General features: G+C 68.7%; 25 protein-coding genes. 12 read left to right on the plus strand and 13 right to left on the minus strand.

Annotated elements, in window-relative coordinates; all coding sequences use genetic code 11:
* Window positions 1-147: 147 nt before the first annotated feature.
* The 4 genes from FRZ61_RS06340 to FRZ61_RS06355 form a co-directional block, all read right to left on the minus strand.
* Complete coding sequence (locus FRZ61_RS06340; RefSeq protein WP_151115823.1) at window positions 148-1,470, minus strand: flavin monoamine oxidase family protein; 1,323 nt, start codon at window positions 1,468-1,470, stop codon at window positions 148-150.
* A gap of 209 nt (window positions 1,471-1,679) precedes the next feature.
* Window positions 1,680-2,612 (minus strand): bifunctional Delta(1)-pyrroline-2-carboxylate/Delta(1)-piperideine-2-carboxylate reductase, encoded by a 933-nt coding sequence (gene lhpI, locus FRZ61_RS06345; protein ID WP_151115825.1) that lies wholly within the window; start codon window positions 2,610-2,612, stop codon window positions 1,680-1,682.
* A gap of 51 nt (window positions 2,613-2,663) precedes the next feature.
* The gene (locus tag FRZ61_RS06350; protein WP_151115827.1) at window positions 2,664-3,599 is read right to left on the minus strand and encodes a DMT family transporter; all 936 of its coding nucleotides are present in this window, start codon (window positions 3,597-3,599) and stop codon (window positions 2,664-2,666) included.
* Window positions 3,596-4,537, minus strand: a complete 942-nt coding sequence (locus FRZ61_RS06355; RefSeq protein ID WP_191909324.1) for a DMT family transporter — start codon at window positions 4,535-4,537, stop codon at window positions 3,596-3,598. The genes FRZ61_RS06350 and FRZ61_RS06355 overlap by 4 nt, the downstream gene beginning before the upstream one ends.
* Before the next feature lie 145 nt (window positions 4,538-4,682).
* Between FRZ61_RS06355 and FRZ61_RS06360 the strand changes: the two genes are divergently transcribed.
* Window positions 4,683-5,633, plus strand: a complete 951-nt coding sequence (locus FRZ61_RS06360) for a glycine reductase (protein ID WP_151115830.1) — start codon at window positions 4,683-4,685, stop codon at window positions 5,631-5,633.
* Between the two features lie 87 nt (window positions 5,634-5,720).
* On the opposite strand, the gene FRZ61_RS06365 is transcribed toward FRZ61_RS06360, so the two are convergent.
* On the minus strand, window positions 5,721-6,203 hold the full coding sequence (locus FRZ61_RS06365) for a MarR family winged helix-turn-helix transcriptional regulator (RefSeq protein ID WP_151115832.1): 483 nt from the start codon (window positions 6,201-6,203) through the stop codon (window positions 5,721-5,723).
* 183 nt (window positions 6,204-6,386) lie between these two features.
* Here FRZ61_RS06365 and hppD point away from each other — a divergent pair, with 183 nt between their 5' ends.
* From hppD to phhA, 3 genes are read left to right on the plus strand one after another with little or no spacing between them, the layout of a single operon-like run.
* The gene (hppD, locus tag FRZ61_RS06370; RefSeq protein WP_151120716.1) at window positions 6,387-7,421 is read left to right on the plus strand and encodes a 4-hydroxyphenylpyruvate dioxygenase; all 1,035 of its coding nucleotides are present in this window, start codon (window positions 6,387-6,389) and stop codon (window positions 7,419-7,421) included.
* 13 nt (window positions 7,422-7,434) lie between these two features.
* Complete coding sequence (maiA, locus tag FRZ61_RS06375) at window positions 7,435-8,103, plus strand: maleylacetoacetate isomerase (protein WP_318526363.1); 669 nt, start codon at window positions 7,435-7,437, stop codon at window positions 8,101-8,103.
* 9 nt (window positions 8,104-8,112) lie between these two features.
* A complete protein-coding gene (gene phhA / locus FRZ61_RS06380; RefSeq protein WP_151115833.1) occupies window positions 8,113-8,961 on the plus strand; it encodes a phenylalanine 4-monooxygenase in 849 nt (282 codons plus the stop codon).
* Between the two features lie 161 nt (window positions 8,962-9,122).
* Here phhA and FRZ61_RS06385 read toward each other — a convergent pair whose 3' ends face one another.
* Window positions 9,123-9,587: a GNAT family N-acetyltransferase gene (locus FRZ61_RS06385; protein ID WP_151115835.1), complete on the minus strand. Its 465-nt coding sequence runs from the start codon at window positions 9,585-9,587 to the stop codon at window positions 9,123-9,125.
* 203 nt (window positions 9,588-9,790) lie between these two features.
* On the minus strand, window positions 9,791-11,287 hold the full coding sequence (locus tag FRZ61_RS06390; RefSeq protein ID WP_151115836.1) for a CoA-acylating methylmalonate-semialdehyde dehydrogenase: 1,497 nt from the start codon (window positions 11,285-11,287) through the stop codon (window positions 9,791-9,793).
* Window positions 11,288-11,319: 32 nt separating this feature from the next.
* On the opposite strand from FRZ61_RS06390, the gene FRZ61_RS06395 reads away from it, so the two are divergent.
* Window positions 11,320-11,772 carry a hypothetical protein gene (locus tag FRZ61_RS06395; RefSeq protein ID WP_151115838.1) on the plus strand — a complete coding sequence of 151 codons (453 nt, stop codon included), beginning with the start codon at window positions 11,320-11,322 and terminating at the stop codon, window positions 11,770-11,772.
* 123 nt (window positions 11,773-11,895) lie between these two features.
* Here the strand turns inward: FRZ61_RS06395 and FRZ61_RS06400 are convergent, their stop codons facing one another.
* Window positions 11,896-12,702 carry a phosphodiesterase gene (locus FRZ61_RS06400; RefSeq protein WP_225309149.1) on the minus strand — a complete coding sequence of 269 codons (807 nt, stop codon included), beginning with the start codon at window positions 12,700-12,702 and terminating at the stop codon, window positions 11,896-11,898.
* Window positions 12,703-12,819: 117 nt separating this feature from the next.
* Between FRZ61_RS06400 and FRZ61_RS06405 the strand changes: the two genes are divergently transcribed.
* On the plus strand, window positions 12,820-14,034 hold the full coding sequence (locus tag FRZ61_RS06405; RefSeq protein WP_151115840.1) for an amidase: 1,215 nt from the start codon (window positions 12,820-12,822) through the stop codon (window positions 14,032-14,034).
* Between the two features lie 6 nt (window positions 14,035-14,040).
* Here FRZ61_RS06405 and FRZ61_RS06410 read toward each other — a convergent pair whose 3' ends face one another.
* Window positions 14,041-16,323 (minus strand): sensor histidine kinase, encoded by a 2,283-nt coding sequence (locus FRZ61_RS06410; protein WP_151115842.1) that lies wholly within the window; start codon window positions 16,321-16,323, stop codon window positions 14,041-14,043.
* A gap of 231 nt (window positions 16,324-16,554) precedes the next feature.
* Window positions 16,555-17,070 carry an adenine phosphoribosyltransferase gene (locus FRZ61_RS06415; protein ID WP_151120719.1) on the minus strand — a complete coding sequence of 172 codons (516 nt, stop codon included), beginning with the start codon at window positions 17,068-17,070 and terminating at the stop codon, window positions 16,555-16,557.
* A 231-nt stretch (window positions 17,071-17,301) separates the two neighbouring features.
* On the opposite strand from FRZ61_RS06415, the gene FRZ61_RS06420 reads away from it, so the two are divergent.
* The 6 genes from FRZ61_RS06420 (at window position 17,302) to FRZ61_RS06445 (ending at window position 23,690) form a co-directional block, all read left to right on the plus strand.
* Entirely contained in the window at window positions 17,302-18,426 is a 1,125-nt protein-coding gene (locus tag FRZ61_RS06420; protein WP_151115844.1) for an ABC transporter permease, read from the plus strand.
* 7 nt (window positions 18,427-18,433) lie between these two features.
* Window positions 18,434-19,237 (plus strand): ABC transporter ATP-binding protein, encoded by an 804-nt coding sequence (locus FRZ61_RS06425; RefSeq protein ID WP_151115846.1) that lies wholly within the window; start codon window positions 18,434-18,436, stop codon window positions 19,235-19,237.
* Between the two features lie 33 nt (window positions 19,238-19,270).
* Window positions 19,271-20,227: an MlaD family protein gene (locus FRZ61_RS06430; RefSeq protein WP_151115848.1), complete on the plus strand. Its 957-nt coding sequence runs from the start codon at window positions 19,271-19,273 to the stop codon at window positions 20,225-20,227.
* Complete coding sequence (locus FRZ61_RS06435; RefSeq protein ID WP_151115850.1) at window positions 20,224-20,952, plus strand: ABC-type transport auxiliary lipoprotein family protein; 729 nt, start codon at window positions 20,224-20,226, stop codon at window positions 20,950-20,952. The genes FRZ61_RS06430 and FRZ61_RS06435 overlap by 4 nt, the downstream gene beginning before the upstream one ends.
* A 64-nt stretch (window positions 20,953-21,016) precedes the next feature.
* The gene (locus tag FRZ61_RS06440) at window positions 21,017-22,333 is read left to right on the plus strand and encodes an aspartate aminotransferase family protein (protein ID WP_151115852.1); all 1,317 of its coding nucleotides are present in this window, start codon (window positions 21,017-21,019) and stop codon (window positions 22,331-22,333) included.
* Window positions 22,334-22,586: 253 nt separating this feature from the next.
* Window positions 22,587-23,690, plus strand: coding sequence for a DUF2336 domain-containing protein (locus FRZ61_RS06445; protein WP_151115854.1), 1,104 nt, complete (start codon window positions 22,587-22,589; stop codon window positions 23,688-23,690).
* 87 nt (window positions 23,691-23,777) lie between these two features.
* Here FRZ61_RS06445 and FRZ61_RS26355 read toward each other — a convergent pair whose 3' ends face one another.
* From FRZ61_RS26355 to FRZ61_RS06450, 3 genes are all read right to left on the minus strand, one after another.
* Complete coding sequence (locus tag FRZ61_RS26355; protein WP_191909325.1) at window positions 23,778-23,936, minus strand: hypothetical protein; 159 nt, start codon at window positions 23,934-23,936, stop codon at window positions 23,778-23,780.
* Between the two features lie 124 nt (window positions 23,937-24,060).
* Window positions 24,061-24,228 (minus strand): hypothetical protein, encoded by a 168-nt coding sequence (locus FRZ61_RS26360; RefSeq protein WP_191909326.1) that lies wholly within the window; start codon window positions 24,226-24,228, stop codon window positions 24,061-24,063.
* Between the two features lie 106 nt (window positions 24,229-24,334).
* Window positions 24,335-25,768, minus strand: coding sequence for a hypothetical protein (locus FRZ61_RS06450; RefSeq protein ID WP_151115856.1), 1,434 nt, complete (start codon window positions 25,766-25,768; stop codon window positions 24,335-24,337).
* Window positions 25,769-25,770: the final 2 nt, after the last annotated feature.

The following is a 25,770-nucleotide window of genomic DNA, read 5'->3' on the forward strand; positions in this document are numbered from 1 at the left end:
CTTCTTCGTCATGCCGGCTTCAGGCCGGCATCCATGAACACGGACCGTGCTCGGTCTTGCGGGACGGGTGTTCATGGGCCCCGGCCTTCGCCGGGGTGACGAAGGAGTGAACGGACTTCGCCTTGGAGAGTGCGTACAGAAACACTCCTATCCCAGCCGCCGCTCGACCTCGTTCGCGGTCTCGACACCGCTGCGCATCGCGCCGCCGCAGGTCTCGGCATAGGTCCCGGCGCAGGCTTCACCGGCGAAGAACAGGCGGTCCTCGACCGGCCTGCGGATGGCGGCTCGCGCCGCGTAGGCGCCGGGCCGGGTCGAGGCATAGGCGCCGAGGCTCCAGGGATCGCGGCCCCAGCCGGTGAAGGCGCCGCGGACCACATGCTTGTCGAGGCCGGAGCCCAGCATGTCGCGCAGCTTCTCCTGCGCGAAGGCGACGCCGGCCGCGTCGCCTTGCTTCGTCAGGTCCCAGGCGCAGCTTCCGCCGAGGAAGCCGATCATCAGATCGAAGCCGAAAGGCCGCACCAGGAAGAAGCAGGCCTCGGTCGATGCCGCCTTGTAGCTGAGCCAGCTGTTCTCGGGCAGGCCGAAGGTCTCGCCGTCGAGCTGCAGCGGCGCCTTGGCCAGGAGGCCCATCGGCAGGCCGGCAATGGCGTCCCGCTTCCAATCCGGCAGGGGCGGATCGAAGGCGATGCTCTCGGCCGCCAGCACGCCCAGCGGCACCGTCACGATGCCGATCCGGGCCTTGATGGTGCCGGCATCGGTCTCGACCGCGACGCCGTCGCCGCCCCAGGCGATGCGCCGGGCGGGGGTGGAAAGCCGCACCGGCAGATCCTGGCCATAGCGTGCGACCAGCGCGCCGAAGCCCTCACGGATCATCAGGTTCGGCTCCGTCTCCGCCAGGTTCCACCAGTCCTGGCAGGAGAAATCCTCGAGATCCTTGCCCATCGACATCGGGCCGATCCAGGACTCCGCGACCCAGATCCAGGATTCGTCGCGCGGGCTGACCGAGGCGGCGCTCACATCCTTGCCGGCGCGGCCCGCCGCGGCGACGGCGCCCCGGAGCCGGTTCCAGGCACGCCCGTAGTCGGCGAGCTCGTCGTCATTCGCATGCCGGTCGCCGACGAAGACCGTCTCCTCGGCCTCGTCATGGTTGAGGAGCGTGTAGTTCCCGTCCTTCGCGATCGGCGTCCAGGGATTCCGGTTCGAGCTGTGGAGCCAGGAGCAGCCATGATCGAAGGGAATCCCGCCGAAGGTCGCGTTGTCGGTCCAGGCGCGCCCGCCGATGCGGTCGCGCGCCTCGATCACCACGACCGAGCGCCCTTTGTCGATCAGCGTGCGCGCCGCGGCGAGGCCCGCGGCCCCGGCGCCGACGATGACGACGTCGGGCTCCTGCGCGAAGGCGCGCGGGAAGGGAAGGGAGAGCGCGGCGAGCCCGCCCAGGACGGCGCGGCGGCTGAGAGACAGGGAGCGCATGGATAGGAATGTTATCGGGAAGACGGCGAGAGGTCTATTCGGCCGCGGAGCGTACGGCCACCCTCCCCCTACCCCCTCCCGCAAGGGGAGGGGGCCAGAATGACAAACATCTCGCTCTTACCGGCAAAGGGAGGAGGCTGGGACAACAAACATCACGCCCCCTCCCTTCACGGGAGGGGGTAGGGGGAGGGTGGCGAGCGCTCCTTGCGTCAGAGCCTGCTCAGCAGATACTGCGCCGTTGCCAGGTCCTCGTGGCCGCCGCCGCCGGACTTGAAAAAGGTGATCTCGGCGTCGCTCCGCCGGCCGGGCCGTTCGCCGCGCGCGAGCTGGAACAGGTCGGTGATGTCGGCGTCCCTGATCAGGCCGGCCTCGAGCGGCTGCGAGATGTCGCCGCAATCGTCGAGCACGGTGAAGCGCGCATCGATGAAGAGACGCGCGCGCTTGACCGCCGTGTCGTCGGCCTCGCGCATGTCGGGCCGGAAGGCGCCGATCAGGTCGAGATGCTGGCCGGGCCTGAGCCACTCGCCCCTGATCAGGGGCTCCTTCGACATGGTGACGGTGGTGACGATGTCGGCCCAGCGCACCGCGGCCTCGAGCTCGGCCGCGGCCCCCACCACCAGCCCCGGCCGCGCGAGATGCCGGGCGAGCGCCTCGGCCTTCGCCGGCGTGCGGTTCCAGATCATCACGTCGGCGATCGGCCGCACGGCGCTGTGGGCCTGCACCACATGCGGCGCCAGGTTGCCGGCGCCCACCACCAGCAGCTTGCGGGCATCGGCCCGCGCACAATAGTCGACCGCGAGCGCCGAGTTGCAGACGGTCTTGCGCAGGGTGAGGGCGGCGCCGTCCACGGTGAGGACCGGCGCGCCGGTCTCGCCGTCGAACAGCACATAGAGGCCCAGCACCGAGGCGAGGCCCTTCTTCGCGTTGCCGGGGAACACGCTGACGAGCTTGATGCCCTGATGGCGGCCGAACTGCCAGGCCGGCAGCAGCAGCCAGTCGTTCTGGCTGCCGTCGGGCAGCTTCTGATGCAGCACCTGGCGGTCGGTCAGGTCGACGCCGCGGCGATACATCTCGCGCAGGCCCTCCACGAGGCCGCGATAGTCGAGCAGGCGGTGCGTGGTCTCGGCATCGATATGGCGCATGGCAAGGATGATCCTGATGGAAGAGGCGATCTCGAAGGCGGTGGGGGGAGCTTAGCGGGTCCGCGGCGCCATCTGCACCCAGATGACGCCGGCGAGCACGACCAGCCCGCCCAGAATCTGCAGCCAGCCGGCGGCGGCCCCCAGCGCCACGCCGACCAGCACGGCGAAGACCGGCTCCAGGTTGAGCTGGAGGGTCGCGACCGTGACGCCGAGCCGGCTCACGCCGTAATTCCAGAGCAGCGTGGCCATGCCGGTGCAGGCGATGCCGAGCCACAGGATGTTGAGCCAGATCGGCAGCGGCAAGGGCTGCGACGGAGCCTGGGCGAAGCCGGCGGCCTGGCCGACCAGGAAGACGATCCAGAGGAACAGGGCGGCGGCGAGTGCCGTCAGGAAGGAGATCGCGGGCTGGCTCATGCCGGCACGCAGCGCGAGCCAGGCCTGCGACTTGACCGAGTACCAGGCCCAGACCAGCATCGCGGTCAGCACCAGGAGCTCGCCGCCGCGGAAGCCCTGCGAGGCGGTGCTCTCGGGCTTGCCCAGCGCCACCATCAGCCCGCCGCCGACCGCGAGCAGGATGGCGAAGGGAAGCCGGGCCGCGAGCCGTTCGCCTTCCAGCACCCGCATCGCCACCGCCGAGACGATCGGCGCGCCGGAGATGAGGGCGGCGACGGTGATGGGATCGGAATAATGGATGCCCAGCGTGAAGCAGATCACGAAGAGCCCCATGCCGATGGCGCCGAGCGGGATGATCTGGCGCCAGGGCAGATGACGGTGCAGCGGGAAGCGGCGGTCGGCCAGCCAGGCGATGGCGCCCAGCGCCGGCAGCGCCACGCTGTAGCGGACCGCGGCGAGGAAGAAGGTGTCGAGCGTGGTGAGGGCGAGGGCCGTCAGCGGCACCATCGAGCCCCAGATGAAGGCGGCACCGACCACGCCGATGCTGGCCTTGAGATCGCGCGGCCGCTGCCGCGTCGCGGGCTGGGCGGTCATCGCGCGGCCGCCCGCAGCCCGTAGAGCTGCATCCAGATCACGCCGGCCAGCACGACCAGCCCGCCGAGGATCTGCAGGCCGGTGGTCTCGGCGCCGAGGAACAGCACGGCGAGCAGCACCGAGATCACCGGCGACAGGTTGGTGTAGAGCGCGGAGATGGCGACGCCCAGCCGCGCCACGCCCATGTTCCAGAACACCACGCCCAGCGCCGTCGGACCGATGCCGAGCCAGAGCAGCTCGGCCAGCACGCGCAGGCTCGGCATCTCGGTCGGCGCATCGGCGAAACCGAGGAGCAGCGCGATCACGAAGATCACCCAGAGCCCGATGGCCGCGGCCCCCGCCGTCAGCAACGTGACGCGAAGCTGGCTCAGGCCCAGCGGCGAGAGCCATTGCTGTGCCTTGATCGAATAGAGCGTCCAGAGCGACATCCCGGCGATGATGATGAACTCGCCGCCGCGGAAGCCCAGCGCCAGCACCTGGCCCGGCTTGAAGAGCGCCACGATCAACCCGCCGATCACCGCCAGCACCATGCCGATATAGGCGGCGCGGGTGAGCGGGCGGTGATCGAAGCTCCGCGCCAGCACCGCCGAGACGACGGGGCCGGCGGCGGAGATCGCGGTGACGGTGATGGGATCGGAGAAATAGACGCCGAGCGTCAGGCAGGTGGCCCAGCCGCCCATGCCGATGGCGCCGAGCAGCAGGATATGGCCCCAGGGCAGATAGGAGGGCCAGGCCCGGCGCCGCTCGGTCAGGAGCAGGGTCAGGGCCAGGGCCGGCACCGCGATCAGATAGCGGCAGGCGGCGAGGAAGAAGGGGTCGACCGAGGCGAGCAGGCTCGCGGTGCCCGGCACCATGGAGCCCCAGCAGAGCGATGTCACAAGCAGTCCCAGTCCCGCGAGCAGACGCTCGCGCGGAGTCGATTCGGCGGATGCGGCCATGGGGAGAAAGCTAGCGCATTTTGCGGCCTCAATGCATCCCCCTGCGGCCGCCGCGCGCGCTTCGGGGAACGGCCAACACCGGTGCAAACGAAGCCGGTGTGGCAGTACAATCGACATTGGTTCCTGTCCTCAGGGAGGCTTGGCCATGACCGGCGATCGGGATCGAAGCTTCGGCTTTGCCGACCCGCAAGACGTGCCGATCCCCTACCTGCAGCGCATCCGGACCTACTATCAGGCGCTGGGCTATGGCGCGCCCTACGAATGGGCGCACTACGCCGAGGTGCCGTTCCAGCCCCTGCGCCAGCCGCTTTCGCGCAGCCGGGTCGCGCTGATCACCACGGCGGCGCCCTATCAGCCCGGCAAGGGCGATCAGGGGCCGGGGCTGCCGCATCCCTATAACGGCGCGGCCAAGTTCTATGCGGTCTATTCCGGCGCGGTGGCGCAGGACCACGATCTGCGCATCGCCCATGTCGCGATCGATCGCCAGCATACGAGCGGCGAGGACCAGGCCAGCTACGTCCCGCTCGCGGCCCTGCGGCAGGTGGCGGCCTCGGGCCGCATCGGCGAACTCGCGCCGCGTTTCCACGGCATGCCCACCAACCGCAGCCACCGCACGACGCTCGAGACCGATCTGCCCGAGATCGTCGCGCGCTGCCGGGCCGACGGCGCCGACGCGGCGGTCCTGGTGCCCAACTGCCCCGTCTGCCATCAGAGCCTGAGCCTCGCGGCGCGCGCGCTGGAAGCGGGCGGCATCGCCACCGTGCTGATGGGATGCGCCAAGGACATCGTCGAATATGTCGGCGTGCCGCGCTTCCTGTTCTCGGATTTCCCGCTCGGCAACGCGGCCGGCCGGCCGAAGGACCCGGCCTCGCAGGCATTCACGCTCGATCTCGCCTTGTCGCTGCTCGAAGCCGCACCCGGCCCACGGACCACGATGCAATCGCCCCTGCGCTGGCGCGAGGACCCGGCTTGGAAGCTCGATTACTGCAACATCGAGCGGCTCACGCCTGAGGAGATCCGCCAGCGCCGCGCGGAGTTCGATGCGGTGAAGGTGACGGCGAAGGCGCTGCGCGCGGCGGAGCAGCCCTCTCCCTGACCCTCCCCCTGAACGGGGGAGGGGATGAGATGCTTGGTGTCCCCTCCCCCGTTCAGGGGGAGGGTCAGGGAGGGGGTTGCTCCGGCCTTACCGTTTCGCTCGGCTCAAATCCGCCGTCGCGGCGGCGAAGAGCTTGGCGAGAAGTTTGTCGAGCTGGCGGCGCTCCTCGGTCGACAGCGGCCCGACCAGGTTGGCCTCGTGGGCTCGGGCGACGGGAACGATCTGGCGGTAGATGCGTTGTCCGGCGGCGGAGAGCTTCAGGACCGAGCGGCGGCGGTCGTCGGGCGAGGTGGTGCGCGTGAGCCGGCCCATCTCGATCATGCGCGCGACGGCGCGGCTGACGGCGACCTTGTCCATCTCGGTGAAGGTCGCAACCTCGGCGGCCGAGAGGCCGGGATGCTCGCCCAGCGCCGCCATGGTGCGCCACTCGGGGACCGTCATGTCGAACCGCTCGGCATAATCCTGCGCGATGGCGGCGCTCACCCGGTTGGAGAGAACCGAGAGCCGGTAGGGGAGGAAATCCTCGAGCCTGAGAATCGGGGCGGCCCCGCCGCCGCTGTCGTCGTTCATTCGTTTTCCCCCGGGGCGCCGCCCGCCCGAGCGGGACCCTGGCCATAAGGATTGAAATTAGTTTCAACTGAAACTATCATCGATTCAAGCATCCTGACAGAGCGCCCCGATTCCCGTCCCGGCAAAGGGCGGGGAAGGGCCCCAACCGGGAGATCCGCCTTGGCGGCACTTCACGACAATCCGATGGGCACCGACGGCTTCGAGTTCGTCGAATATGCGGCGCCGGAACCCCAGAAGCTGCGCGCCCTCTTCGAGCAGATGGGCTTCAAGCTCGTCGCGCGCCATCGCAGCAAGGACGTGACCCTGCATCGCCAGGGCGACGTCAACTTCATCATCAATGCCGAACCCGACAGCTTCGCCCAGGGCTTCGCGCGCGCCCACGGGCCGTGCGTCTGCGCCATGGCCTTCCGGGTGAAGGACGCGGCCGCGGCGCTCAAGCGCGCGGTGGCGCTCGGCGCGAAGCCGGTGGCCTCGACGGCGGGGCCGATGGAGCTCAACATCCCGGCGATCGAAGGGATCGGCGGCAGCCTGATCTACCTGGTCGACCGCTATGGCGACCGCACCATCTACGATGTCGATTTCACCCCGCAGCCGCCCACGCCGCCCGGTCCCGATGCCGGGCTCGTCTATATCGACCACCTCACCCACAATGTGCATCGCGGCAACATGGACAAATGGGCCGGCTTCTACGAGCGGCTCTTCAATTTCCGCGAGATCCGCTATTTCGACATCGAGGGCAAGCTGACGGGTCTCGTCAGCCGCGCCATGACCAGCCCCTGCGGCAAGATCCGCATCCCGATCAACGAATCCCGCGACGACAAATCCCAGATCGAGGAATATCTCCACGACTACAAGGGCGAGGGCATCCAGCATATCGCGCTCGGCAGCGCCGACATCGTCCGCACCGTCGACCGGCTGATCGAGAACCGCGTGGCGCTGCAGGACACGCCCGATACCTATTACGAGGCGGTCGATGCCCGCGTGCCGGGCCACGGCGAGGATGTCGAGGCCTTGCGGCGGCGGCGCATCCTGATCGACGGCGCGCCGACGCAGGGGCAGGGATTGCTGCTGCAGATATTCACCAAGACGGTGATCGGCCCGATCTTCTTCGAGATCATCCAGCGCAAGGGCAATGAGGGCTTCGGCGAGGGCAATTTCCGCGCCCTGTTCGAATCGATCGAGCTCGACCAGATCCGCCGCGGCGTGCTCAGGGCCTGAGGAAGCGTCCCCCATGTCGCAGGCGCCGATGCAGCTCTACGGCTATTTCCGCTCCTCGGCCGCCTACCGGGTCCGCATCGCGCTGGCGCTGAAGGGACTCGCCTACGAAAGCCGTCCGGTCAATCTGCGGACGGGCGAGCATGCCTTTCCGGAATACCAGGCGGTCAATCCGCAGTGCCTGGTGCCGACGCTCGTCACCTTCGCCCACAGCCTGACGCAATCGCTCGCCATCATCGAGTATCTCGAGGAGATCCATCCCGAGCCGCCGCTCCTGCCGCGGCAGCCGCTCGAGCGCGCGCGGGTCCGCGCGCTGGCCTTGACCGTCGCCTGCGACATCCACCCGATCAACAATCTGCGGGTGACCCACTATCTGGCCGATCCGCTCGACCAGGACGAGGCGGTGCGGCAGCGCTGGTCGCAGCACTGGATCGGGCTGGGCTTCGAGGCGATCGAGCGGGAGCTGGCCGCGAGCGCATTCACCGGACGCTTCTGCCATGGCGACGAGCCGGGGCTCGCCGATCTCTGCCTGATCCCGCAGGTCTATAATGCGCGCCGCGTCGCCGCGCCGCTCGATGCTTATCCCACCATCCTGCGCATCGACGCCGCCTGCCGCCAGCACCCGGCCTTCCAGGCCGCGCGGCCCGAGGCGCAACCCGATGCGCCGCCCGAGCTCAGAAACTGAGGTGACGCCATGCTGCAGGTTCCGCACCGGCCCGATTTCACCATCGACCAGGATTGGAACGCCTACACGGCGGAGGAGCATGGCGTCTGGCGGACGCTCTATCGCCAGCAGGCGAAGCTCCTGGTCGGCCGCGCGGCGCCCGAGTTCCTCGCCGGCATGGCGGCCCTGCCGCTGGGCGAGGAGGCGATCCCCGATGTCGACCGGCTCAACGAGAAGCTGATGAAGCTCACCGGCTGGCGCGTGGTCTGCGTGCCGGGCCTGGTGCCGGACGGGATCTTCTTCGAGCATCTGGCCAACCGCCGCTTCCCGGCCGGCCAGTTCATCCGCAAGCCCGACCAGCTCGACTATATCGAGGAGCCGGACATCTTCCATGACGTGTTCGGCCATGTGCCGATGCTGGCCCATCCGGTCTTCGCCGATTACATGCAGGCCTTCGGCGCGGGCGGCCTGCGCGCGATGGGGTTCGGCATGCTGACCCAGCTCGGCCGGCTTTATTGGGCGACGGTCGAGTTCGGCCTGATCCGAGGCGCCGAGGGTTTGCGCATCTACGGTTCGGGCATCGTCTCCTCGAAGGGCGAGAGCCTGTTCGCTCTCGATTCCGATTCGCCCAACCGGATCCATTTCGATCTCGAGCGCGCCATGCGCACCGACTACCGGATCGACGATTTCCAGCAGACCTACATGGTGATCGACAGCTTCCGGGAGCTGTTCGACGCGACCCAGCAGGATTTCGCGCCGATCTATGCGCGCATGAAGGGCGTGCCCGATATCCAGCCGGGCGCGCTGCTGCCGACCGACAAGGTCCATCACCGCGGCACGCAGGCTTATGCGCGCGCGAAAGAGGCGAAGGCGGGGTAGCCGTTACTCTTATCGTCCTCCCCGCGAAAGCGGGGATCCATTCCGATCCAAGTCACCGAGCTTCGCCATGGATCCCCGCTTTCGCGGGGAGGACGAACGAGTGAATCGGTGTCCTCCTGGAGATGTGTACGCGCCCTCGTTGCGGAGGCTCGCAACTTGAACTACAGCCCGATCACCTTGCTCATATGGGTGATGAAGCCGCCCTTGTAGGGCTCCTCGCGGTCGATTCCATAGCCATGGGCGAGATAGAAGCGGATGTTCTCGGCGAAGAGCTTGTTGGTGTAGAGCCGCATCTCGACCATGTTCGCCTCGGCGGCCCGGTATTCCGCATGGGCCAGCATCCGTCTGCCGAATCCCTGCCCCTGGAAATCGGGATGGACCGCGAGATTCTCGATCAGCCAGTGCTCGCCCTCGTCGATCATCTCGACCAGCGCCGCCAGCCGGCCGCCGACGAAGAGCAGGTCGATCGGATGCGCCCGCACCGCCTGGTCATAGTCCGCCGCCATCGGCTTGGGCTCGCGGCCGATGACGGGAATCCATTTCGCGTAGGCCGCGCGGGTGAGATCGCGGATGGCCCCTGCGTCGGCGGGGGTGGCGGGGCGGATGGTGAAGGAAGACTCTGTCATTCGGCTTGCTTCACGAGACATCGCCGTTTCTCCAGCCGTCACCCCCGCGAAAGCGGGGGCCCAACTCGATCCAGCGACGCAAGCTGAAGGATGGATCCCCGCTGGAGTTTACGCTTGGGCCGGCCTACGGCCGGACCCGGGCGCGGGGATGACGAACGGAGTACAGGCCTGCTGCGCGCGGGAATGGCCGACGTCAGCTTCGGCTACCGCATCGTCGGCATCACGAACTCGGCGCCGGCGCGGATGCCCGTCGGCCAGCGCGAGGTCACGGTCTTGAGGCGCGTGTAGAAGCGCACGCCCTCGGGGCCGTGCATGTGATGGTCGCCGAACAGCGAGCGCTTCCAGCCGCCGAAGCTGTGGAAGGCCATCGGCACCGGGATCGGCACGTTGATGCCGACCATGCCGACCTTGATCTTGCTGGCGAACTCGCGCGCGGCGTCGCCGTCGCGGGTGAAGATCGCGGTGCCGTTGCCGTATTCGTGCTCGTTCACCAGCTTGACGGCGCTGTCATAGTCGGGCACGCGCACGACCGAGAGCACGGGCCCGAAGATCTCTTCCTTGTAGATCTTCATCGCGGGCTTCACATGGTCGAACAGGCAGCCGCCGAGGAAGAAGCCCTTCTCGTAGCCCTGGAGCTTGAGGCCGCGACCGTCCACCACCAGCTTGGCGCCCTCGGCCACGCCGGAATCGACATAGCCGCGCACCTTGTCGAGATGCTGCTTGGTCACGAGCGGGCCCATCTCGGCCTCGGGATCGGTGCCGGGCGCCACCTTGAGCGCGCTCACGCGCGGCGCCAGCTTCTCGATCAGGGGATCGGCGACCTTGCCGACCGCGACCGCGACCGACACGGCCATGCAGCGCTCGCCGGCCGAGCCGTAGCCCGCCCCCATCAGCGCGTCGACCGTCTGGCCCAGGTCGGCGTCGGGCATGACGACCATGTGGTTCTTGGCGCCGCCCAGCGCCTGAACGCGCTTATTGTGGGCCGCGCCCGTGTGATAGATGTATTCGGCGATCGGCGTGGAGCCGACGAAGCTCACCGCCTGGATCTCCGGATGCTCCAGGATGGCGTCGACCGCCTCCTTGTCGCCATTGACGACATTGAGCACGCCGTCGGGCAGGCCCGCTTCCTTCAAGAGCTGCGCCATGAAGATGCTGGTCGAGGGATCGCGCTCGGAAGGCTTCAGGATGAAGGTGTTGCCGCAGGCGAGCGCCACCGGGAACATCCACATCGGCACCATGGCCGGGAAGTTGAAGGGGGTGATGCCGGCGACGACGCCGAGCGCCTGGCGCACGGCCCAGCTGTCGACATTGGTGCCGACATTCTCGGAGAACTCGCCCTTCAGCATCTGCGGGATGCCGCAGGCGAACTCCACCACCTCGAGGCCGCGGATGATCGAGCCCTTGGCGTCGGAGAGCACCTTGCCATGCTCGGAAGTGACGATCTTCGTCACCTCGTCGATCCGTTCCTCCATGAGCTGCTTGAAGCGGAACAGGATGCGCGCGCGCGTGAGCGGCGGCGTCGCCGACCAGCGCGGGAAGGCCGCGGCCGCGGCCGCGGCCGCTTCGCCCAGCTCCGCGCGCGTGGCCAGCGCGACCTTCGCCTGGACCTCGCCGGTGGCGGGATTGAACACGTCGCCGAAGCGTCCGCTCTTGCCCTCGACCGTCTTGCCGTTGATGAAGTGGGGAATGCTCCTGGTCATGATGGTCTCGACTCCTTCGGCGATGGCGCCCGATGGCGGCGCTGCCGGGCCTGGATGATGGATCGGATGGCGCGCACTCTAGCGATTGGGCGGGGGCTGACAAGGAGCCAAACGCGGCCCATATTGAGGGTCAACCGGGCTGGCCCCTCGAGCCCCGTCCCAGGGGAGGGTTTATGCGGAACTCGATGATCGGTCTGGTCTTTTCGGCCTTTCTCGCCGCCGCGGCACTACCCCTCGCAGGGTATGTCGGAACCGCGCAGGCGCAAGGCGACGAACCGTCCCAGCAGACACCCGATCAGCTCGCGGTCGAGGGCGTCAACCGGCTGATGCAGGCGCTCCAGCTTCTGATCCAGCAGATCCCGCAATATGACGCGCCGGTGATCGACGAGAACGGCAACATCATCATCCGCCGCCGCCACGACGACGCGCCTATCCCGCGGCAGAAGCCGGCGGAGCCGGACGGGGCGGATTCGACGTCGACCTAGGAATCGGAGCGAGCGCCCCGGGCACTTCATCGTCATCCTGGCTCCCGGGTCCGACCCCCCGTGTCGCGCCGTAGGCGCGACACGGGGGGTCGGCATGACTCTCTCGGCATCGCGCCGAGAGAGTCACCCGAACGGCGTCGTCGGCCCGTAATCGCCGATATAGCTCTGATGCGTGACGAGGCCGTGGCCTTTCTGCCAGCGGTGCAGGTGAAGGGCCGGCGGCTCCATGACCCAGGAGACGGGATCGGCCGGGCCGAGCCGCAGCGCGACCTGATGCGCGGTCGAGGGCGCCGTCGTCACCACGGTGCCCTGCCAGTGCACCGTGGTCGGGCGATGCAGATGGCCGCAGAGGATGCGCTCGATCTGCGGATGGCGCGCGACGATGGCGCCGAGCGCGGCCGCGCCTTCGAGGCTGATCGCGTCCATCTCGGCAATGCCGGTGGCGAAAGGCGGGTGATGGACGGCGATCACGGTCGGCCGCGCCGGCGCTCTCCGCAACTGCGCGTCGAGCCAGGCGAGCTGCTCTTCCTCGAGGCGGCCACCGCCCTCGCCGGGGACGAGGCTGTCGAGGGCGATCAGCCGCAGAGGCAATCCCTCGATCACATAGTCGAGCTTGCCGTCGCCCTCGGGCCAACAGGCATGGTCGGCGAAGGCGGCCTTGAGCGCGCCGCGCGCGTCGTGATTGCCCGGCAGCAGTGCATAAGGGATGTCCAGCGGGCCGAGAAGGGTGCGCAGATGGGCATATTGCGCGGGCGCGCCGCTGTCGACGAGATCGCCGGTGATCCAGACGAAATCCGGCCGCAGCCGGTTCAGATGCGCGACCGCCGCCGCGAGCAGGGCCGCCGTATCGACGCGGTCGAACAAGAGCCGGCCGGGCTCGATCACATGGCAGTCGCTGATCTGCGCCAGGAGCATCCGGTCGGCATTCATGGGGCTCGTCTCAGCTGGCTTGCGGCCATCGTCGCCACTTCGCAATATGAGGGCAGGATAAGGCCCGCCGCGCCACGCGGCCAGCCGCGCTTTCTTGACATCTTCGAGGCATGACCGATGACGCCGACCGCCGACAGCTCGCCCTCCCCGCATGACTGGCAGGGCGCCTTCGTGCCGCATGGCTGCGGCGCCATCGCGGGTCGCAGCGGCGGGCCGCTCGAGCATCTGAGCATGGCGGTCAAGGACATCTTCGACATCGCCGGCCATGTCACCGGCTGCGGCAATCCCGACTGGCTGGCGAGCCACGCGCCCGCGGCCGAAACCGCGACCGCGGTGCTGCAGCTCCTCGAGGCCGGCGCCGACATGATCGGCAAGACCATCACCGAGGAGCTCGCCTACAGCCTGCAGGGCGAGAACTTCCATTACGGCACGCCGGTCAATCCCGCCTGCCCCGACCGCATCCCGGGCGGTTCCTCCTCGGGCTCCGCCTCGGCGGTGGCGAGCGGCGATGCCGATTTCGCGCTGGGATCAGACACCGGCGGCTCGGTGCGGATTCCGGCCGCCCTCTGCGGCCTCTTCGGCATCCGCCCGAGCCATGGCCGCGTCTCGCTCGCGGGCGTCATGCCGCTGGCCCCGAGCTTCGACACGGTGGGCTGGTTCACGCGCGAGGCGCCGCTGCTGCGCCGGATCGGCGAGATCCTGCTGGGGCCGGATGCCGTCGAGGTCTCGCCCTCGCGGCTCTATCTGATGGCCGACGGATTCGAGCTCGCCGACGAGGCGGTGCGCGAGGCGCTGGTGCCGGGGCTGGCGGTCCTCGCGGAGCTGCTGGGGCCGCCGGCCCTGGTGCGCCCGGGCGACAACGAGGGCGGTCTCGCGCAGCTGATGCTGCGCTTCCGCACGCTGCAGGCCCGCGAGATCTGGGCGCAGCACGGCCCGTGGATCAAGAGCGTAAAGCCGCGCTTCGGGCCCGAGATCGCCGCCCGCTTCGAATGGGCCGAGCGTACCGCGGCCCTGCCGCCGCAAGGCGAGGCACTGCGGCGCGAGCATGTCTCGCTCGGCCTCGCGCGGCTCTTGGCGGGCGGGGGCGTGCTGGTCCTGCCCACCGCGCCGTCGATCGCGCCCCGCAAGGGGCTTGAGCCGGCGGCGACACAGAACTTCCGCGACCGCACCTTGAGCCTCACCTGCCTCGCGGGCATGGCGCGGCTGCCGCAGGCGAGCCTGCCGGTGGCGGAGGTCGAGGGCTGCCCGGTGGGGCTGTCGCTCGTCATGGCGCGCGGGCTCGACATGGCCTTGCTGGGCCTTGTCGAGCGCTTGGCGGCGGCGCTGGATTGAGAGAGGCTACTCGGCCGCCTGGATCGTGCGGACGCGCGCGGGCGGCAGGATCAGCGATACCGTGGTGCCCTTGCCGAGCTGGCTCTCGATCGAGAGCCGGCCGCCATGGAGCTCGGCCAGCACCTTGCTCAAGGGCAGGCCGAGGCCGACGCCCTCGGCGCGGCGCGAGATGACGCTGTCGACCTGACCGAAGGGCAGCATCACCTTCGGGATGTCGTCGGCGGCGATGCCCACGCCCGTGTCCGCGACCTCGATATGGAAGCCCTGGGCGTCGCGGCGGGTGCGCACGGTGACGGTGCCGTGCGACGGCGTGAACTTGACCGCGTTCGCCAGCAGGTTGAGCAGGATCTGCTTCAGCCGGCGCCGGTCGGCATAGATGCGCGGCAGCGGGCTGCCGATCATGTTCTGCAGATGGACATTGTTGCGCCGCGCCCGGGTCTCGACCAGCCGCAGGCAGGATTCGATCAGGCTGCGCGGCTCGAATTCCTCCTCGGCGAGATCGATCTTGCCGGCGCCGGCCTTGCTCAGATCGAGCAGGTCGTTGATCAGCGACAGGAGATGGCTACCGCTCTGGCAGATATCCTCGGCATAGGTCTTGTATTGCGGCTTGCCGAGCGGCCCCAGCAGCTCGTCGCGCATGATCTCGGAGAAGCCGATGATGGCGTTCAGCGGCGTACGCAGCTCGTGGCTCATGGTGGCGAGGAAGGTGGTCTTGGCGCGGCTCGCCTCCTCGGCCGTTTCCTTGGCCGCGATCAGGCGGCGCTCGGCCGAGACGCGCTGCAGCTCCATGCCGACCCAGTGCGCGATCAGGTTCAGGAGCGGATGCGCCTCGGGCCCGCGCAGGTCGGGCTTGTCGTCGAAAGCGAAGACATGGCCGACCGTCTCGCCCTGCTCGCCGCGGAAGATGGCGCCCTGATAGGCGACGGCGCCCGCCTGCAGCCACTGATCGTGCGGGAAGAGCTCGCGCACCCGGTCGGGAATGACCAGGGTCTTGCCGAGCTCGTAGCAATGGCCGCTGGGCGTGCCGGCGAGCGCGAAGGTGATCGGCATGCCCGGCTTCCCGTCGGCCCAAAGGCTCATCATCCGCGCCTCGCGGCCATCCCGGCTGAGTTCGGCGACGCCCGCCCAGCGATATCCCAGACCTACGGCCAGCGCCTGGGCGGCCGCATCGAGCAGCGAGCCGCCTTCCGGGCGGTTGCCGACGATGATCGTGAGCGCGTCCTGGCGGCGCCGATATTCGGTGACGTCGGTGTAGGCGACGATGGTCGAGTTGTCGTGGGTCTTGCGCTCGACCACCTGGATGCTGCGCCCGTCGCTCAGGCTGTATTCGAAGGGGCCGCGCGGGTTGCGATGGTCATGGAGGCGGCGCTGCGCCACCAGCTCCATCTGCTGGCGATCGCCGGCATAGGTGCTGCGCTCGATGCCGGCCCGGACCAGCATCTCGAACGTGGTGCCGGCGTTGTGCAGGTCGCGGGTCTGGGGGAACATGCGGCTGAAGTTCGAGTTGCAGAACACCAGCCGGTCCTGCGGGTCATAGAGCACGACCGCCTGCGGCACGCCCTCCATGACCTCGAGCAGGCGCGAGCGCTCGTTCTCGACCGCGAGCCGCAGGCGCTCTTCGCGTTCATGGAGCTGCAGGCTGTCGAGCGCCCGCTGCAGCTCCTGCTCGACCGCGGCCGTGGTGCTGCGCCGCATCACCGCGGCCGTGCCCAGGACGCCGGTGGCGAGGCCCGCGAGCTGGCCGATCCACTGCAGCGGGCCCGTGGGGCCCAGGTCCGGCGCCAGGACGAGCTTCAGGGATTCGACGGTGCACCAGGCGATCAGGGGAATGGCCACGATGCCCACGACCGGATCGCGCTGCCGATACCAGTCGCGGGCGAATTCCCAGGCCGAGGCCAGCAGGAGAAGCGCGGAAATGGCGGGAATGAGCGGCGCCGACAGGGCGCCCGAGGCCCAGAGGATGGCGGCCAGGAGCAACGGCCCGAGCAGCAGGGCGAGCCGTTCCCGCTCGACATAGCCGAGGATGAAGCGGCGGGCGCCGGCATAGATGAGGAGGGCGGAGAGGGCGAGGGCCGCCTGGCCCGCGGCGGCGGCCGGGCGGGCCGTGGCGTCGCTCCAGAGCGAGGGCAGCAGGAGGCCCGTCCCGTTGGCCAGGGTCGCCATCGCCCACCAGCCCATGGCCGGCGACACGGCCGGCAGAAAGGCGAGGTAGGCCATGGTCGCCGCCATGATGATCGCGCCGAGAGCGGCGGCCGTGGCGATCACTTCGGTGGACGGCAGGAGCTCCATGGAAACGCGCTTCGACTCCCAGGCTGGCGTGCCGATTGGCGGACGCCGCGACCGACCGCCGAAACGGCCGTGCAGTTCCAATCGGCATCGGGATTACGCCCGCGAATCAGCCATCCGGGCGTGGCCTGTCATTCTGGGTAAATCATGCTGAATGAAGTATTAACGCCAAGGCTGCGGGCGTCCCGCGCCGGCACCCTGGCGGAGGCGAATAAAATCCTTTGAATTCAAAGATTAATGATCGTAGCTGACGATCGAGGTGACGGGGACGTCGAGGCGATGGCGGCCGCCCAGGAAGTTCAGCTCGATCACGAAGGCGGCGGCCACCACGTCCGCCCCCACCTTGCGCAGCAGCTCGATCGCCGCCCGCATCGTGCCGCCCGTGGCCAGCAGATCGTCGAGCACCACGACGCGCTCATGGGGCTTCACCGCGTCGGTCTGGATCTCGACCGTGTCGGTGCCGTATTCGAGCTCGTAGCTGTGCGGGATCACGCTGCCCGGCAGCTTGCCGCGCTTGCGCACCATCACGAAGCCGCAGCCCAGCCGATAGGCCACCGGCGCCGCCACCAGGAAGCCGCGCGATTCGATGCCGATCAGCTTGTCGGGGCGCATCTTGCCGATCGCATCGGCCAGCCGGTCGACGGTGGCGCGCCAGGCCGGCCCATGCGCCAGCAGCGTCGAGATGTCGTAGAAGAGAATGCCGGGTTTGGGGAAATCCGGGATCTGGCGGATATGGTCCTTGATCAAGATCGGATCGGTCATCGGTTCCTGAGGCAGGCTCTCTGGCGAAAAGGGGGCGTTCGCGAAGGAACGGCCGGGCCGGGCATGCTAGCCGGACGGGGCCGCGAGGTCACGGGGGGCATGGCTTTCGAGGCGCCGATGACTATAGTCGGGGCCACGTCGGGGGACGGACGCGGGGGGGCGACCAGCACCGCGCGGTCGAGGGCGTCGAGTGTGCGGGGGGAGCGATTGCCGACGGGCATGGCGCAACAGGCAAGCCTGAAGAAAAGCGGGGAAGGCGACGGCTTGCGGCTCGAACTGTCGGGCCGGTTGGTGACGGCCACGTTGGTGCCGCTGGTGGCGGAGTTCGAAGCCCTGCCGGCACGGGGGCGGGCGGTGCTCGACCTGTCGCAGCTCGAGGCGCTCGACACGGCCGGCGCCTGGTTGATCGCCCGGACCGTCGCCCGTTTCCAAGCCGCCGGCGCCACGCTCGAGGTGACGGGGGCCAAGCCGGCCCTGGCCAAGCTGATGGCGCGCGTCGGCAAGGCCGGCAGGCCGGCGGAGCTGCCGCCGCGCGAGCGGTTCGGACTGCTCGCCTTCGTCGCCAGGATCGGCGGCGCGACCATTGCCGTCTTCCAGCAGGCGGTCGACATGATCGCCTTCTTCGGCGCGATCATGACCGCGATCGTGCGGGTCGTCACCCACCCCGGCCGGATCCGCTTCACGGCGCTCGTCAGTCATATCGAGCAGGTCGGCCTGAACGCATTGCCGATCGTAGGGCTGCTGACGGTGCTCATCGGCATCGTGCTGGCTTATCAGGGCGTGGATCAGCTCCGCCAATATGGCGGCGAGATCTTCACGGTCAATCTCGTCGGCGTCTCGGTGCTGCGCGAGATGGGCATCCTGTTGACCGCGATCATGGTGGCCGGCCGTTCGGGCAGCGCCTTCACCGCCCAGATCGGCACCATGCAGGTCAACGAAGAGATCGACGCGATGCGGACCATGGCGCTCGATCCGATCGAGGCGCTGGTGCTGCCGCGCATCTTCGCGCTGGTCATCGCCGTGCCGCTGCTCACCGTGTTCGCCGATTTCATGGGCATTCTCGGCGGCGGCCTCATGACCTGCCTCCTGGTCGATCTCTCGCCGGCGCAGTTCCTGCACCGCCTCAACGATGCGGTCACGCTCAACACGTTCCTCGTCGGCCTGTCCAAGGCGCCGGTCTTCGCCTTCGTGATCGGCATGGTCGGATGCTTCGAGGGCCTGCGCGTCAAAGGCAGCGCCGAAAGCGTCGGGCGGCTGACCACGCAATCGGTCGTCGAATCGATCTTCCTGGTGATCGTGTTCGACGCCGTGTTCTCGATCCTCTTCTCCTATCTCGGGATCTGAGCGGGCGATGGCGCGCGCGCACAACAAGCAGCAGCCGGATGTGGCCCCCGCCGAGGCGAACGCGGTCATCTCGATCCGCGGCCTGATCAACCGGTTCGGCCGGCAGATCGTCCATGACGGGCTCGATCTCGACGTGCGCAAGGGCGAGGTGCTGGGGGTGGTCGGCGGCTCGGGCACGGGCAAGTCCGTCCTGCTCCGCACCATCATCGGCCTCAATCGCCCCTATGCCGGCCGGATCGTCGTGCTGGGCGAGGACACGGCGGCGATGAGCGAGCGCGAATGGGAGGCGCTGCAGCAGCGCTGGGGCGTCCTGTTCCAGAGCGGGGCCCTGATCAGCTCGCTCACCGTCGCCGAGAACATCCAGCTGCCGCTGAAGGAGCATACCCGCCTGCCGCGGAAGTTCGTCGACGAGGTGACGGCGCTCAAGATCTCGCTGGTGGGGCTGCCCGCCGAGGCGGCCGGCAAGTATCCGTCGGAGCTGTCGGGGGGCATGAAGAAGCGGGCGGGCCTCGCCCGGGCGCTGGCGCTGGACCCCGAGATTCTGTTCCTGGACGAGCCCACCGCGGGCCTCGACCCGATCGGCGCCTCGGCCTTCGACACGCTGATCCGGGACCTCCAGCAAAGCCTTGGATTAACGGTGTTTATGGTCACGCACGATCTGGACAGCCTGCATGCGATCTGCGACCGTATCGCGGTCCTCGTGGACAAGAAGATCAAGGTCGGAACGATGGCGGACATGCTGGCGGATTCCCATCCCTGGATCCGCGAATACTTCCACGGGCCGCGCTCACGCGCCGCCGGCATCGGCTGATATCGACAGGGGCGGACACCGACCGGATCTCACATGGAAACCCGCGCACATCACATCGCCGTCGGCCTCTTCGTCCTGGTTCTGATCGCGGCCATGGCGGCCTTCGTCATCTGGATCACCAAGTTCAACAGCGCGCAGCAGACCTACGCCTACTACACGATCCGCTTCGCCGAGGACGTGACCGGCCTCTCCGTCGACGGGCCCGTGCGCTATCGCGGCGTCACAGTCGGCCGCGTGACCGACATCCGCATCGATCCGGACAATCCGATCTTCGTGCGCGTGACGATCCAGGTCTCGCCCGACACCCCGGTGGTGACCGATACCGTCGCCTCGCTCGAGGCCCAGGGCATCACCGGCGTGCTCTATGTGCTGCTGAAGGGCGGAACCCAGGGCGCCGAGCGGATGAAGGTGACGGACCTGACGCCCTATCCCGAGATCCCGAGCGCCCCCGGCAAGTTCGAGGCGCTGCTCGCCGGCGCGCCGGCGCTGCTCGAGCATGCGACCCAGCTCGTCGATCGCGTGACGCTGCTCTTCAACGACAGCAATCAGAAGGCGATCGGCGATACGCTGGGCAATCTCGAGCAGATCACCGACGCGTTCCTCCAGAACCGGCAGAGCGTCGAGGCGCTGATCCAGAACGCGAACAGCGCCGCCTCGGAGATCAGCTCGATGGCTACCGACATGCGCGGCCTGGTCAAGAACCTCAACACGGAGGTCAGCGGCATCTCGGGCGACACGCAGAAGACGCTGCAGGACATCCAGCATATGACGAAATCCTTCAGCGCCGCCGCCGACCAGATCGACGCGCTGGTGGCCGAGAACCGCCGCCCGTTGAACGATTTCGCGCAATCGGGCCTCTACGAGCTGACCCAGATGGCGAGCGAGATGCGCACGCTGATCGCGACCCTCACCCGCATTTCAACCCAGTTCGAGCGCGATCCGGCGCGCTTCCTGTTCGGCGACCGGCAGAAAGGATACGAGGCGCAATGACGTTGCTGACCGCATCGAAGGCGCGGGCCTCCCGCCGCCTGCTGCTGCGCGCCTTGGGCGGCATGACCCTTCTCCCGCTCGCCGGCTGCGGCGTGCTCTCGCAATATTCGACGCCGCTCGACCAATACACGCTCTCGCCCAAGACGACGTTCCAGAACCCGCCGCCCAAGGTCGACTGGCAGCTCGTGGTCGAGAAGCCGATCGCCGCGGCCGGCATCGACACCGCGCGCGTGGCCCTCTCGCGCAATCCCTACCAGGTCGAGTATTTCGCCAAGGCCGCCTGGACCGACAACGCGCCGTCGATGGTCCAGACCCTGATGATCGACTCCTTCCAGAACTCGGGCGCCATCGTCGGCGTCGGCCGCGAGGCGATCGGGCTCCGGCCCGACTATCTCCTCAAGACCGACCTGCGCGAGTTCCAGGCCAACTACCGGGACGCGGATCCGGTCCCGGAGATCCATGTGAAGATGATCGCGCGGCTGGTGAAGCTGCCGGAGCGGCGCATCATCGCCTCCATGACGGCGGACCGGCGCGCCAAGGCGGCCGGCACCAAGTTCACCGACGTGGTGGACGCCTTCGACGAGGCGCTCGGCGGCGTCATCAAGCAGATCGTGGTCTTCACCCTGCGGGCGCCGTCGGGCGATCTGCAGGGCATCCAGGGGGTCGAGCAGGTTCCGAACTCGCCCGAATCGTCGGGGACGACCGACAGCGCGCCGGCGCCCTGATCCTTCCCGGTCGCGACGAAGGGCGCCCGGCTCCGGGCGTCCGACTTCCAGGAGCATTGCCATCATGAGCCCGGACAAGGCCTCGACCCGTTCCGCCAGTCGCGTCTTCGCGCGCGAGTTCCATCGCACGCTGCCGAAGGCGATGCGCGGGGAGGGAATCTGGATCGTCGATTCCGAGGGGCGGCGCTATCTCGACGCCTCGGGCGGCCCCGCGGTCTCCTGCCTCGGCCACAGCCATCCCAAGGTGATCGAGGCGGTCCAGCGCCAGGCGGCGCTGCTGGTCGAGGCGGCGCCTGCCGGCATGGACAAGGTGTTCTTCGTCTGCGGCGGCTCGGAGGCGACCGAGGCGGCGCTCAAGCTGGCGCGGCAATATCACCTGGAGAAGGGCCAGCCGCAGCGCCGCCATTTCATCTCGCGGCGCCAGAGCTATCACGGCAACACGCTGGGCGCGCTCGCGGTCGGCGACAACCCCGCCCGGCGCGCCACCTACGCGCCGATGCTCATGGAGGTGCGCCATATCGCGACCTGCTACCCCTATCGCGAGAAACGCAGCGACGAGACCGAAGCGGCCTATGGCCGGCGCGCCGCCGACGAGCTCGACCGGGCGATCCGGGAGCTGGGGCCCGAGAATGTCGCGGCCTTCATCGCCGAGCCCGTGGTCGGCGCCACGCTGGGCGCCTGTCCCCCCGTGCCCGGCTATTTCAAGCGCATCCGCGAGATCTGCGACCGCCACGGCGTGCTGCTGATCCTCGACGAGGTCATGTGCGGCATGGGCCGCTGCGGCACGCTCTATGCCTGCGAGGCCGAGGATGTCGTGCCCGACATCCTCACCATGGCCAAGGGGCTGGGGGCGGGCTATCAGCCGATCGGCGGCGTGATGGCGCATCGGCGCGTGGTCGAGGCGATCGAGAGCGGATCGGGCGCGCTCATGCACGGCCATACCTACCTCAATCACACGGTCGGCTGCGCCGCGGCGCTCGCGGTCCAGCGCGCGATCCAGGAAGAGGACCTTCTCGCCAATGTGCGGCGCCAGGGCGAGCGGCTGAAGCAGGGGCTCGAGGAGCGGCTCGGCAACCACCGCCATGTCGGCGATGTGCGCGGCCGCGGCCTTTTCCTCGGCATCGAGCTGGTCCAGGACCGCGCCAGCAAGCGGCCCTTCGATCCGGACCTCAAGCTCCATGCGCGGCTGCGCGATGCCGGCATGAGCGAGGGCATCGTCTGCTATCCGAGCGGCGGCTGCGTCGACGGCCGGCGCGGCGATCATGTCGTGCTGGCGCCGCCCTTCACCGTCACCGATCGCGAGGTGGAGGAGATCGTCGAGCGCATGGGCCGGACCATCGACCGGGCCCTGCGCAGCCTGCCGGCCGGTCAGGCCGGCTGAGCGCCAGGCCCGGATCCGGATCGTCCACAGGCCGCTCACGGGGTGCCGCCATGCCGGCGGGCGGCGCGCATCGCCGGATATTCTGAATTTATTGAGCTGAATCAATATTTTGATGAGGCACCGGGAAGGGCGGGGTGCGACCTTCTCCGACCCCCGCGTTTAACGGGCTGGTAACCAGCCTCTTGCGACAATCCCCTGAGTTTCCAGGCGAAGCGTACCGCCCGACAAGCGGTACCCGTCGAAGGCAGGGTTCATGACCACGACACTTTCGCAGGCCGATGTCGCGCGGTTGCTGACCGATCCGTCCGAGGATGCGCGCGCCGACACGGCGGCCAAGCTCGCCGAGCAGGTCGATGCCGACGGCTTGACCGAAAACGAGCGCCAGCTCGCGATCGATATCGTGCGCGTCATGGCGCAGGACGCGGCGATCCGGGTCCGCGAGGCGCTGTCGCGCAACCTGAAGCACAGCAAGCATCTGCCGCACGACGTCGCCGAGGCGCTCGCCCGCGATGTCGAGCAGGTGGCGCTGCCGATCCTCGAATTCTCCTCGATCCTCACCGACGAGGATCTGGTCGCGATCGTCCGCAGCTCCAGCGGCGCCAAGCAGACCGCGATCGCGCGCCGCGCCGCGGTCTCGGCGAAGCTCGCCGACGCGCTGATCGCCAGCAAGAATCCCGAAGCGGTCGCGACTCTGGTCTCGAACAAGGGCGCCGATCTCAACGACAACCACCTGTCCAAGGTCGTCGACCAGTACAAGGACAATGCCGAGGTGCAGAGCTCGCTGGTCCGCCGCGAGAAGCTGCCCCTGACCGTGGCCGAGCGCCTGGTCGCGGTGGTGTCCGAGACGCTGCGCGACTATCTCGTCTCGCATCACGAGCTGCCGCCGTCGGTGGCGGTCGATCTGGTGTTGGAGAGCCGCGAGCGCGCCACCGTCAGCCTGCTGCCGCATGGCGGCGAGTCGATGGACGTGATCCAGCTCTGCCGCCACCTCAAGCTCCATGGCCGCCTGACGCCGTCGCTGCTGCTGCGCGCGCTCTGCATGGGCGACGTGGCCTTCTTCGAGGCCGCCATGTCGGTGCTGGCCCGCACGCCCATCGTCAATGCCCGCATGCTGATCCATGACGACGGCACGCTGGGCCTCAAGTCGCTCTATCTGCGCTCCGGCCTGCCCGAGCGCCTCTATCCGGCCTTCCGCGTCGCGGTCGACGTGGTGCGCGAGAACGAAGTCGACGCGCGCGACGAGGACCGCCGCCGCTATATCTGCCGCATGATCGAGCGCATCCTGACTCAGTTCGAGGATATCGGGCAGGACAACCTCGACTACCTGCTGACCAAGCTCAATCACTACGCCGCCTGATCAGACCTGGCATCGCTCGAGCGGAAACGCCGCCCCGGACCTCCGGGGCGGCGTTTTTCATGCGGGCCCGGCGACCGTCGGCGGCGATCACGGCCCCTTGGTGTAACCGGAGCAGTAGGCATCGCTGTGGATGCCGCCATTGCCGCTGCAATTGTTGTCGACCCACGGCGCCGCTTCGTATTTGGCGCAGGCCGCGAGACCCAAGCCGACCGCGAGCAGGGTCGCGAAAGCGAAGATGCGTGCCATTGTTCCTGTCCTCCTGCCGTTCCCTGAGCCGCGAACGCCCTCTCGCGCGACGCCCAAGCGGCGTTTTTCGGGCCTCGCGAGGATCCGGGACCGGCCGTCCGACGAGGCCGGTTGCCGTTGGCCGCTACGGCCCCTTCACATAGTCGGCGCAGTAGGCATCGCTGTGGATGCCGCCGTTGCCGCTGCAATTGTTGTCGACCCAGCCCCAGGCCTGATAGCGCGTGCCCCAGCTGCAGCCGGCGAGGCTGAGAGTGGCGGCGAGCGCGAACGCCACGACGAGTAGGCGTGCCATCATTTGTTATCCTTCTGAAAGCCCCGGCCTTCGAGCCCCCGTGCACCCATGCGTCGCAAGGACGCGACCCGAATCATGATGGACCGGCGTCCGCCGCTGGCAAGCGTCAGGGGGCCCGATCTCGTGGAAAATCCGGGGCAGGAACGGGGCGGGGCCGATCGCCTCGGCGCCACCGGCCGAAGGCGATCACGAGCGCCAGGACCGCGAGCCAGGCGATGCGGCTCTGATAGCGGTCGTTCGGATTGGAGAGCGCGCCGCAGACATAGGCGTTGCCCAGAAGCGACAGCGTCAGGATCGCCATCAGGAGCACGCCGTCCGGGTCGCGCCGCCGCCAGGCGAGCCAGAGCAGGATCGGCAGGGCGGCACTCGCAAGAATAAGGATCGGCGCCTGGATCGCGTTGAGCCAGCCGAACGCCGTGCCCCGCTGCTGACGGGCCGCGAGGAAGGCGGCCGCCTCCTTCGGATAATGACGGGCGATGGCGTCGCCGATCAGGTAGCGCATCGGCGCCACCCCGTCGGCGGTCTTCAGCATGACCAACTGGCGCGCCGTCAGCTGGAGCGAATCCCAGAGGTAGGCCAGCGGATAGGCCTTGATCGCGCCACGGACGATCTTGCGCGCCTCGCCCTGCATCCCCGTCCAGCCGCCGAGCTGGTCGAAATCATGGTCGTGCCAGAGGAACATGTTGGCATTGTGCGGCAGGCGGTGACGCGCCGCGCAGAGCTGCAGCCTCGGCTTCGGCTTGCCGCAGGCGTGGTCCAGATATTTCTCGGCCAGCCCGTCCTGCACGAACAGGCCCAGCGTCAGCACCGCATTGTCCTGCAGCAGGAAGACCCGCCCGGTCACGACGGCGTTGGCGCCGGCGGCCAGCGCCAGACCGATCATGAAGGCGAGGAGCGGCAGCCTCAGGCGCCGGTGCAACCCGGGCCAGAGGCCGGGCGCGGCGAGGCTCACGAGGAAGAGCGACAGGAGGAGCCCGCCGGCAATGGCGGCATGGGAGCTGTGGACGGCGATGGCGAGCGCCAGGGTCGCGGCCAGGGCGGTCCGGCGGCCCCAGCCGATCTGACCGTCGTCGCAAACCAGCACCGCGAAAGCGAGGACGAGGATGCCGGTGAAGGCATCCGGCATGATCTCGGCCGTGAACCAGGGAAGGCCCGTGACCAGGAGCAGGAGGCTCGACACCGCGACCAGCGCCGCCTCCGCATCCTGCGGCAGGAACCGTCGCAGGGTTTCGTAAAGGACATAGGCGGCGAGAGCCGATTGCAGCAGCGGCACGGCCCAGAGGCTGTGCGCCAGCCGGCCCGCGATCGTGACCAGCCCGTAACCGGCCGTGCGATAGATCGGCATCTGCCCGGTGAAAGGCAGCTGCACGTAATCGACGCTGTCGTAATAGACCAGCGGGAAGCCGTTCCAGAGCGCCGGCGCCAGGAAGAGCGCCGTCGCGAGGGCGAAGGCCGCGGCGATCCTGAGGGATGTCGCCAGCGCCGGACGGCCCGGCAGAGCGGCGGTGCCGGCGGAGCCGGGCATCGGACGGCGCAGCATGC

The sequence above is a fragment of the Hypericibacter adhaerens genome, from assembly GCF_008728835.1.
GTDB lineage: Bacteria > Pseudomonadota > Alphaproteobacteria > Dongiales > Dongiaceae > Hypericibacter > Hypericibacter adhaerens.

What these genes read in the sequence shown, in the direction of transcription:
- FRZ61_RS06340 (WP_151115823.1), bottom strand. Translation starts at nt 1,470, where the DNA reads ATGCGCTCCCTGTCTCTCAGCCGCCGCGCCGTCCTGGGCGGGCTCGCC.
- lhpI (WP_151115825.1), bottom strand. Translation starts at nt 2,612, where the DNA reads ATGCGCCATATCGATGCCGAGACCACGCACCGCCTGCTCGACTATCGC.
- FRZ61_RS06350 (WP_151115827.1), bottom strand. Translation starts at nt 3,599, where the DNA reads ATGACCGCCCAGCCCGCGACGCGGCAGCGGCCGCGCGATCTCAAGGCC.
- FRZ61_RS06355 (WP_191909324.1), bottom strand. Translation starts at nt 4,537, where the DNA reads ATGGCCGCATCCGCCGAATCGACTCCGCGCGAGCGTCTGCTCGCGGGA.
- FRZ61_RS06360 (WP_151115830.1), top strand. Translation starts at nt 4,683, where the DNA reads ATGACCGGCGATCGGGATCGAAGCTTCGGCTTTGCCGACCCGCAAGAC.
- FRZ61_RS06365 (WP_151115832.1), bottom strand. Translation starts at nt 6,203, where the DNA reads ATGAACGACGACAGCGGCGGCGGGGCCGCCCCGATTCTCAGGCTCGAG.
- hppD (WP_151120716.1), top strand. Translation starts at nt 6,387, where the DNA reads ATGGGCACCGACGGCTTCGAGTTCGTCGAATATGCGGCGCCGGAACCC.
- maiA (WP_318526363.1), top strand. Translation starts at nt 7,435, where the DNA reads ATGTCGCAGGCGCCGATGCAGCTCTACGGCTATTTCCGCTCCTCGGCC.
- phhA (WP_151115833.1), top strand. Translation starts at nt 8,113, where the DNA reads ATGCTGCAGGTTCCGCACCGGCCCGATTTCACCATCGACCAGGATTGG.
- FRZ61_RS06385 (WP_151115835.1), bottom strand. Translation starts at nt 9,587, where the DNA reads ATGACAGAGTCTTCCTTCACCATCCGCCCCGCCACCCCCGCCGACGCA.
- FRZ61_RS06390 (WP_151115836.1), bottom strand. Translation starts at nt 11,287, where the DNA reads ATGACCAGGAGCATTCCCCACTTCATCAACGGCAAGACGGTCGAGGGC.
- FRZ61_RS06395 (WP_151115838.1), top strand. Translation starts at nt 11,320, where the DNA reads ATGGCGGCGCTGCCGGGCCTGGATGATGGATCGGATGGCGCGCACTCT.
- FRZ61_RS06400 (WP_225309149.1), bottom strand. Translation starts at nt 12,702, where the DNA reads ATGAATGCCGACCGGATGCTCCTGGCGCAGATCAGCGACTGCCATGTG.
- FRZ61_RS06405 (WP_151115840.1), top strand. Translation starts at nt 12,820, where the DNA reads ATGACGCCGACCGCCGACAGCTCGCCCTCCCCGCATGACTGGCAGGGC.
- FRZ61_RS06410 (WP_151115842.1), bottom strand. Translation starts at nt 16,323, where the DNA reads ATGGAGCTCCTGCCGTCCACCGAAGTGATCGCCACGGCCGCCGCTCTC.
- FRZ61_RS06420 (WP_151115844.1), top strand. Translation starts at nt 17,302, where the DNA reads ATGGCGCAACAGGCAAGCCTGAAGAAAAGCGGGGAAGGCGACGGCTTG.
- FRZ61_RS06425 (WP_151115846.1), top strand. Translation starts at nt 18,434, where the DNA reads ATGGCGCGCGCGCACAACAAGCAGCAGCCGGATGTGGCCCCCGCCGAG.
- FRZ61_RS06430 (WP_151115848.1), top strand. Translation starts at nt 19,271, where the DNA reads ATGGAAACCCGCGCACATCACATCGCCGTCGGCCTCTTCGTCCTGGTT.
- FRZ61_RS06435 (WP_151115850.1), top strand. Translation starts at nt 20,224, where the DNA reads ATGACGTTGCTGACCGCATCGAAGGCGCGGGCCTCCCGCCGCCTGCTG.
- FRZ61_RS06440 (WP_151115852.1), top strand. Translation starts at nt 21,017, where the DNA reads ATGAGCCCGGACAAGGCCTCGACCCGTTCCGCCAGTCGCGTCTTCGCG.
- FRZ61_RS06445 (WP_151115854.1), top strand. Translation starts at nt 22,587, where the DNA reads ATGACCACGACACTTTCGCAGGCCGATGTCGCGCGGTTGCTGACCGAT.
- FRZ61_RS26355 (WP_191909325.1), bottom strand. Translation starts at nt 23,936, where the DNA reads ATGGCACGCATCTTCGCTTTCGCGACCCTGCTCGCGGTCGGCTTGGGT.
- FRZ61_RS26360 (WP_191909326.1), bottom strand. Translation starts at nt 24,228, where the DNA reads ATGGCACGCCTACTCGTCGTGGCGTTCGCGCTCGCCGCCACTCTCAGC.
- FRZ61_RS06450 (WP_151115856.1), bottom strand. Translation starts at nt 25,768, where the DNA reads ATGCTGCGCCGTCCGATGCCCGGCTCCGCCGGCACCGCCGCTCTGCCG.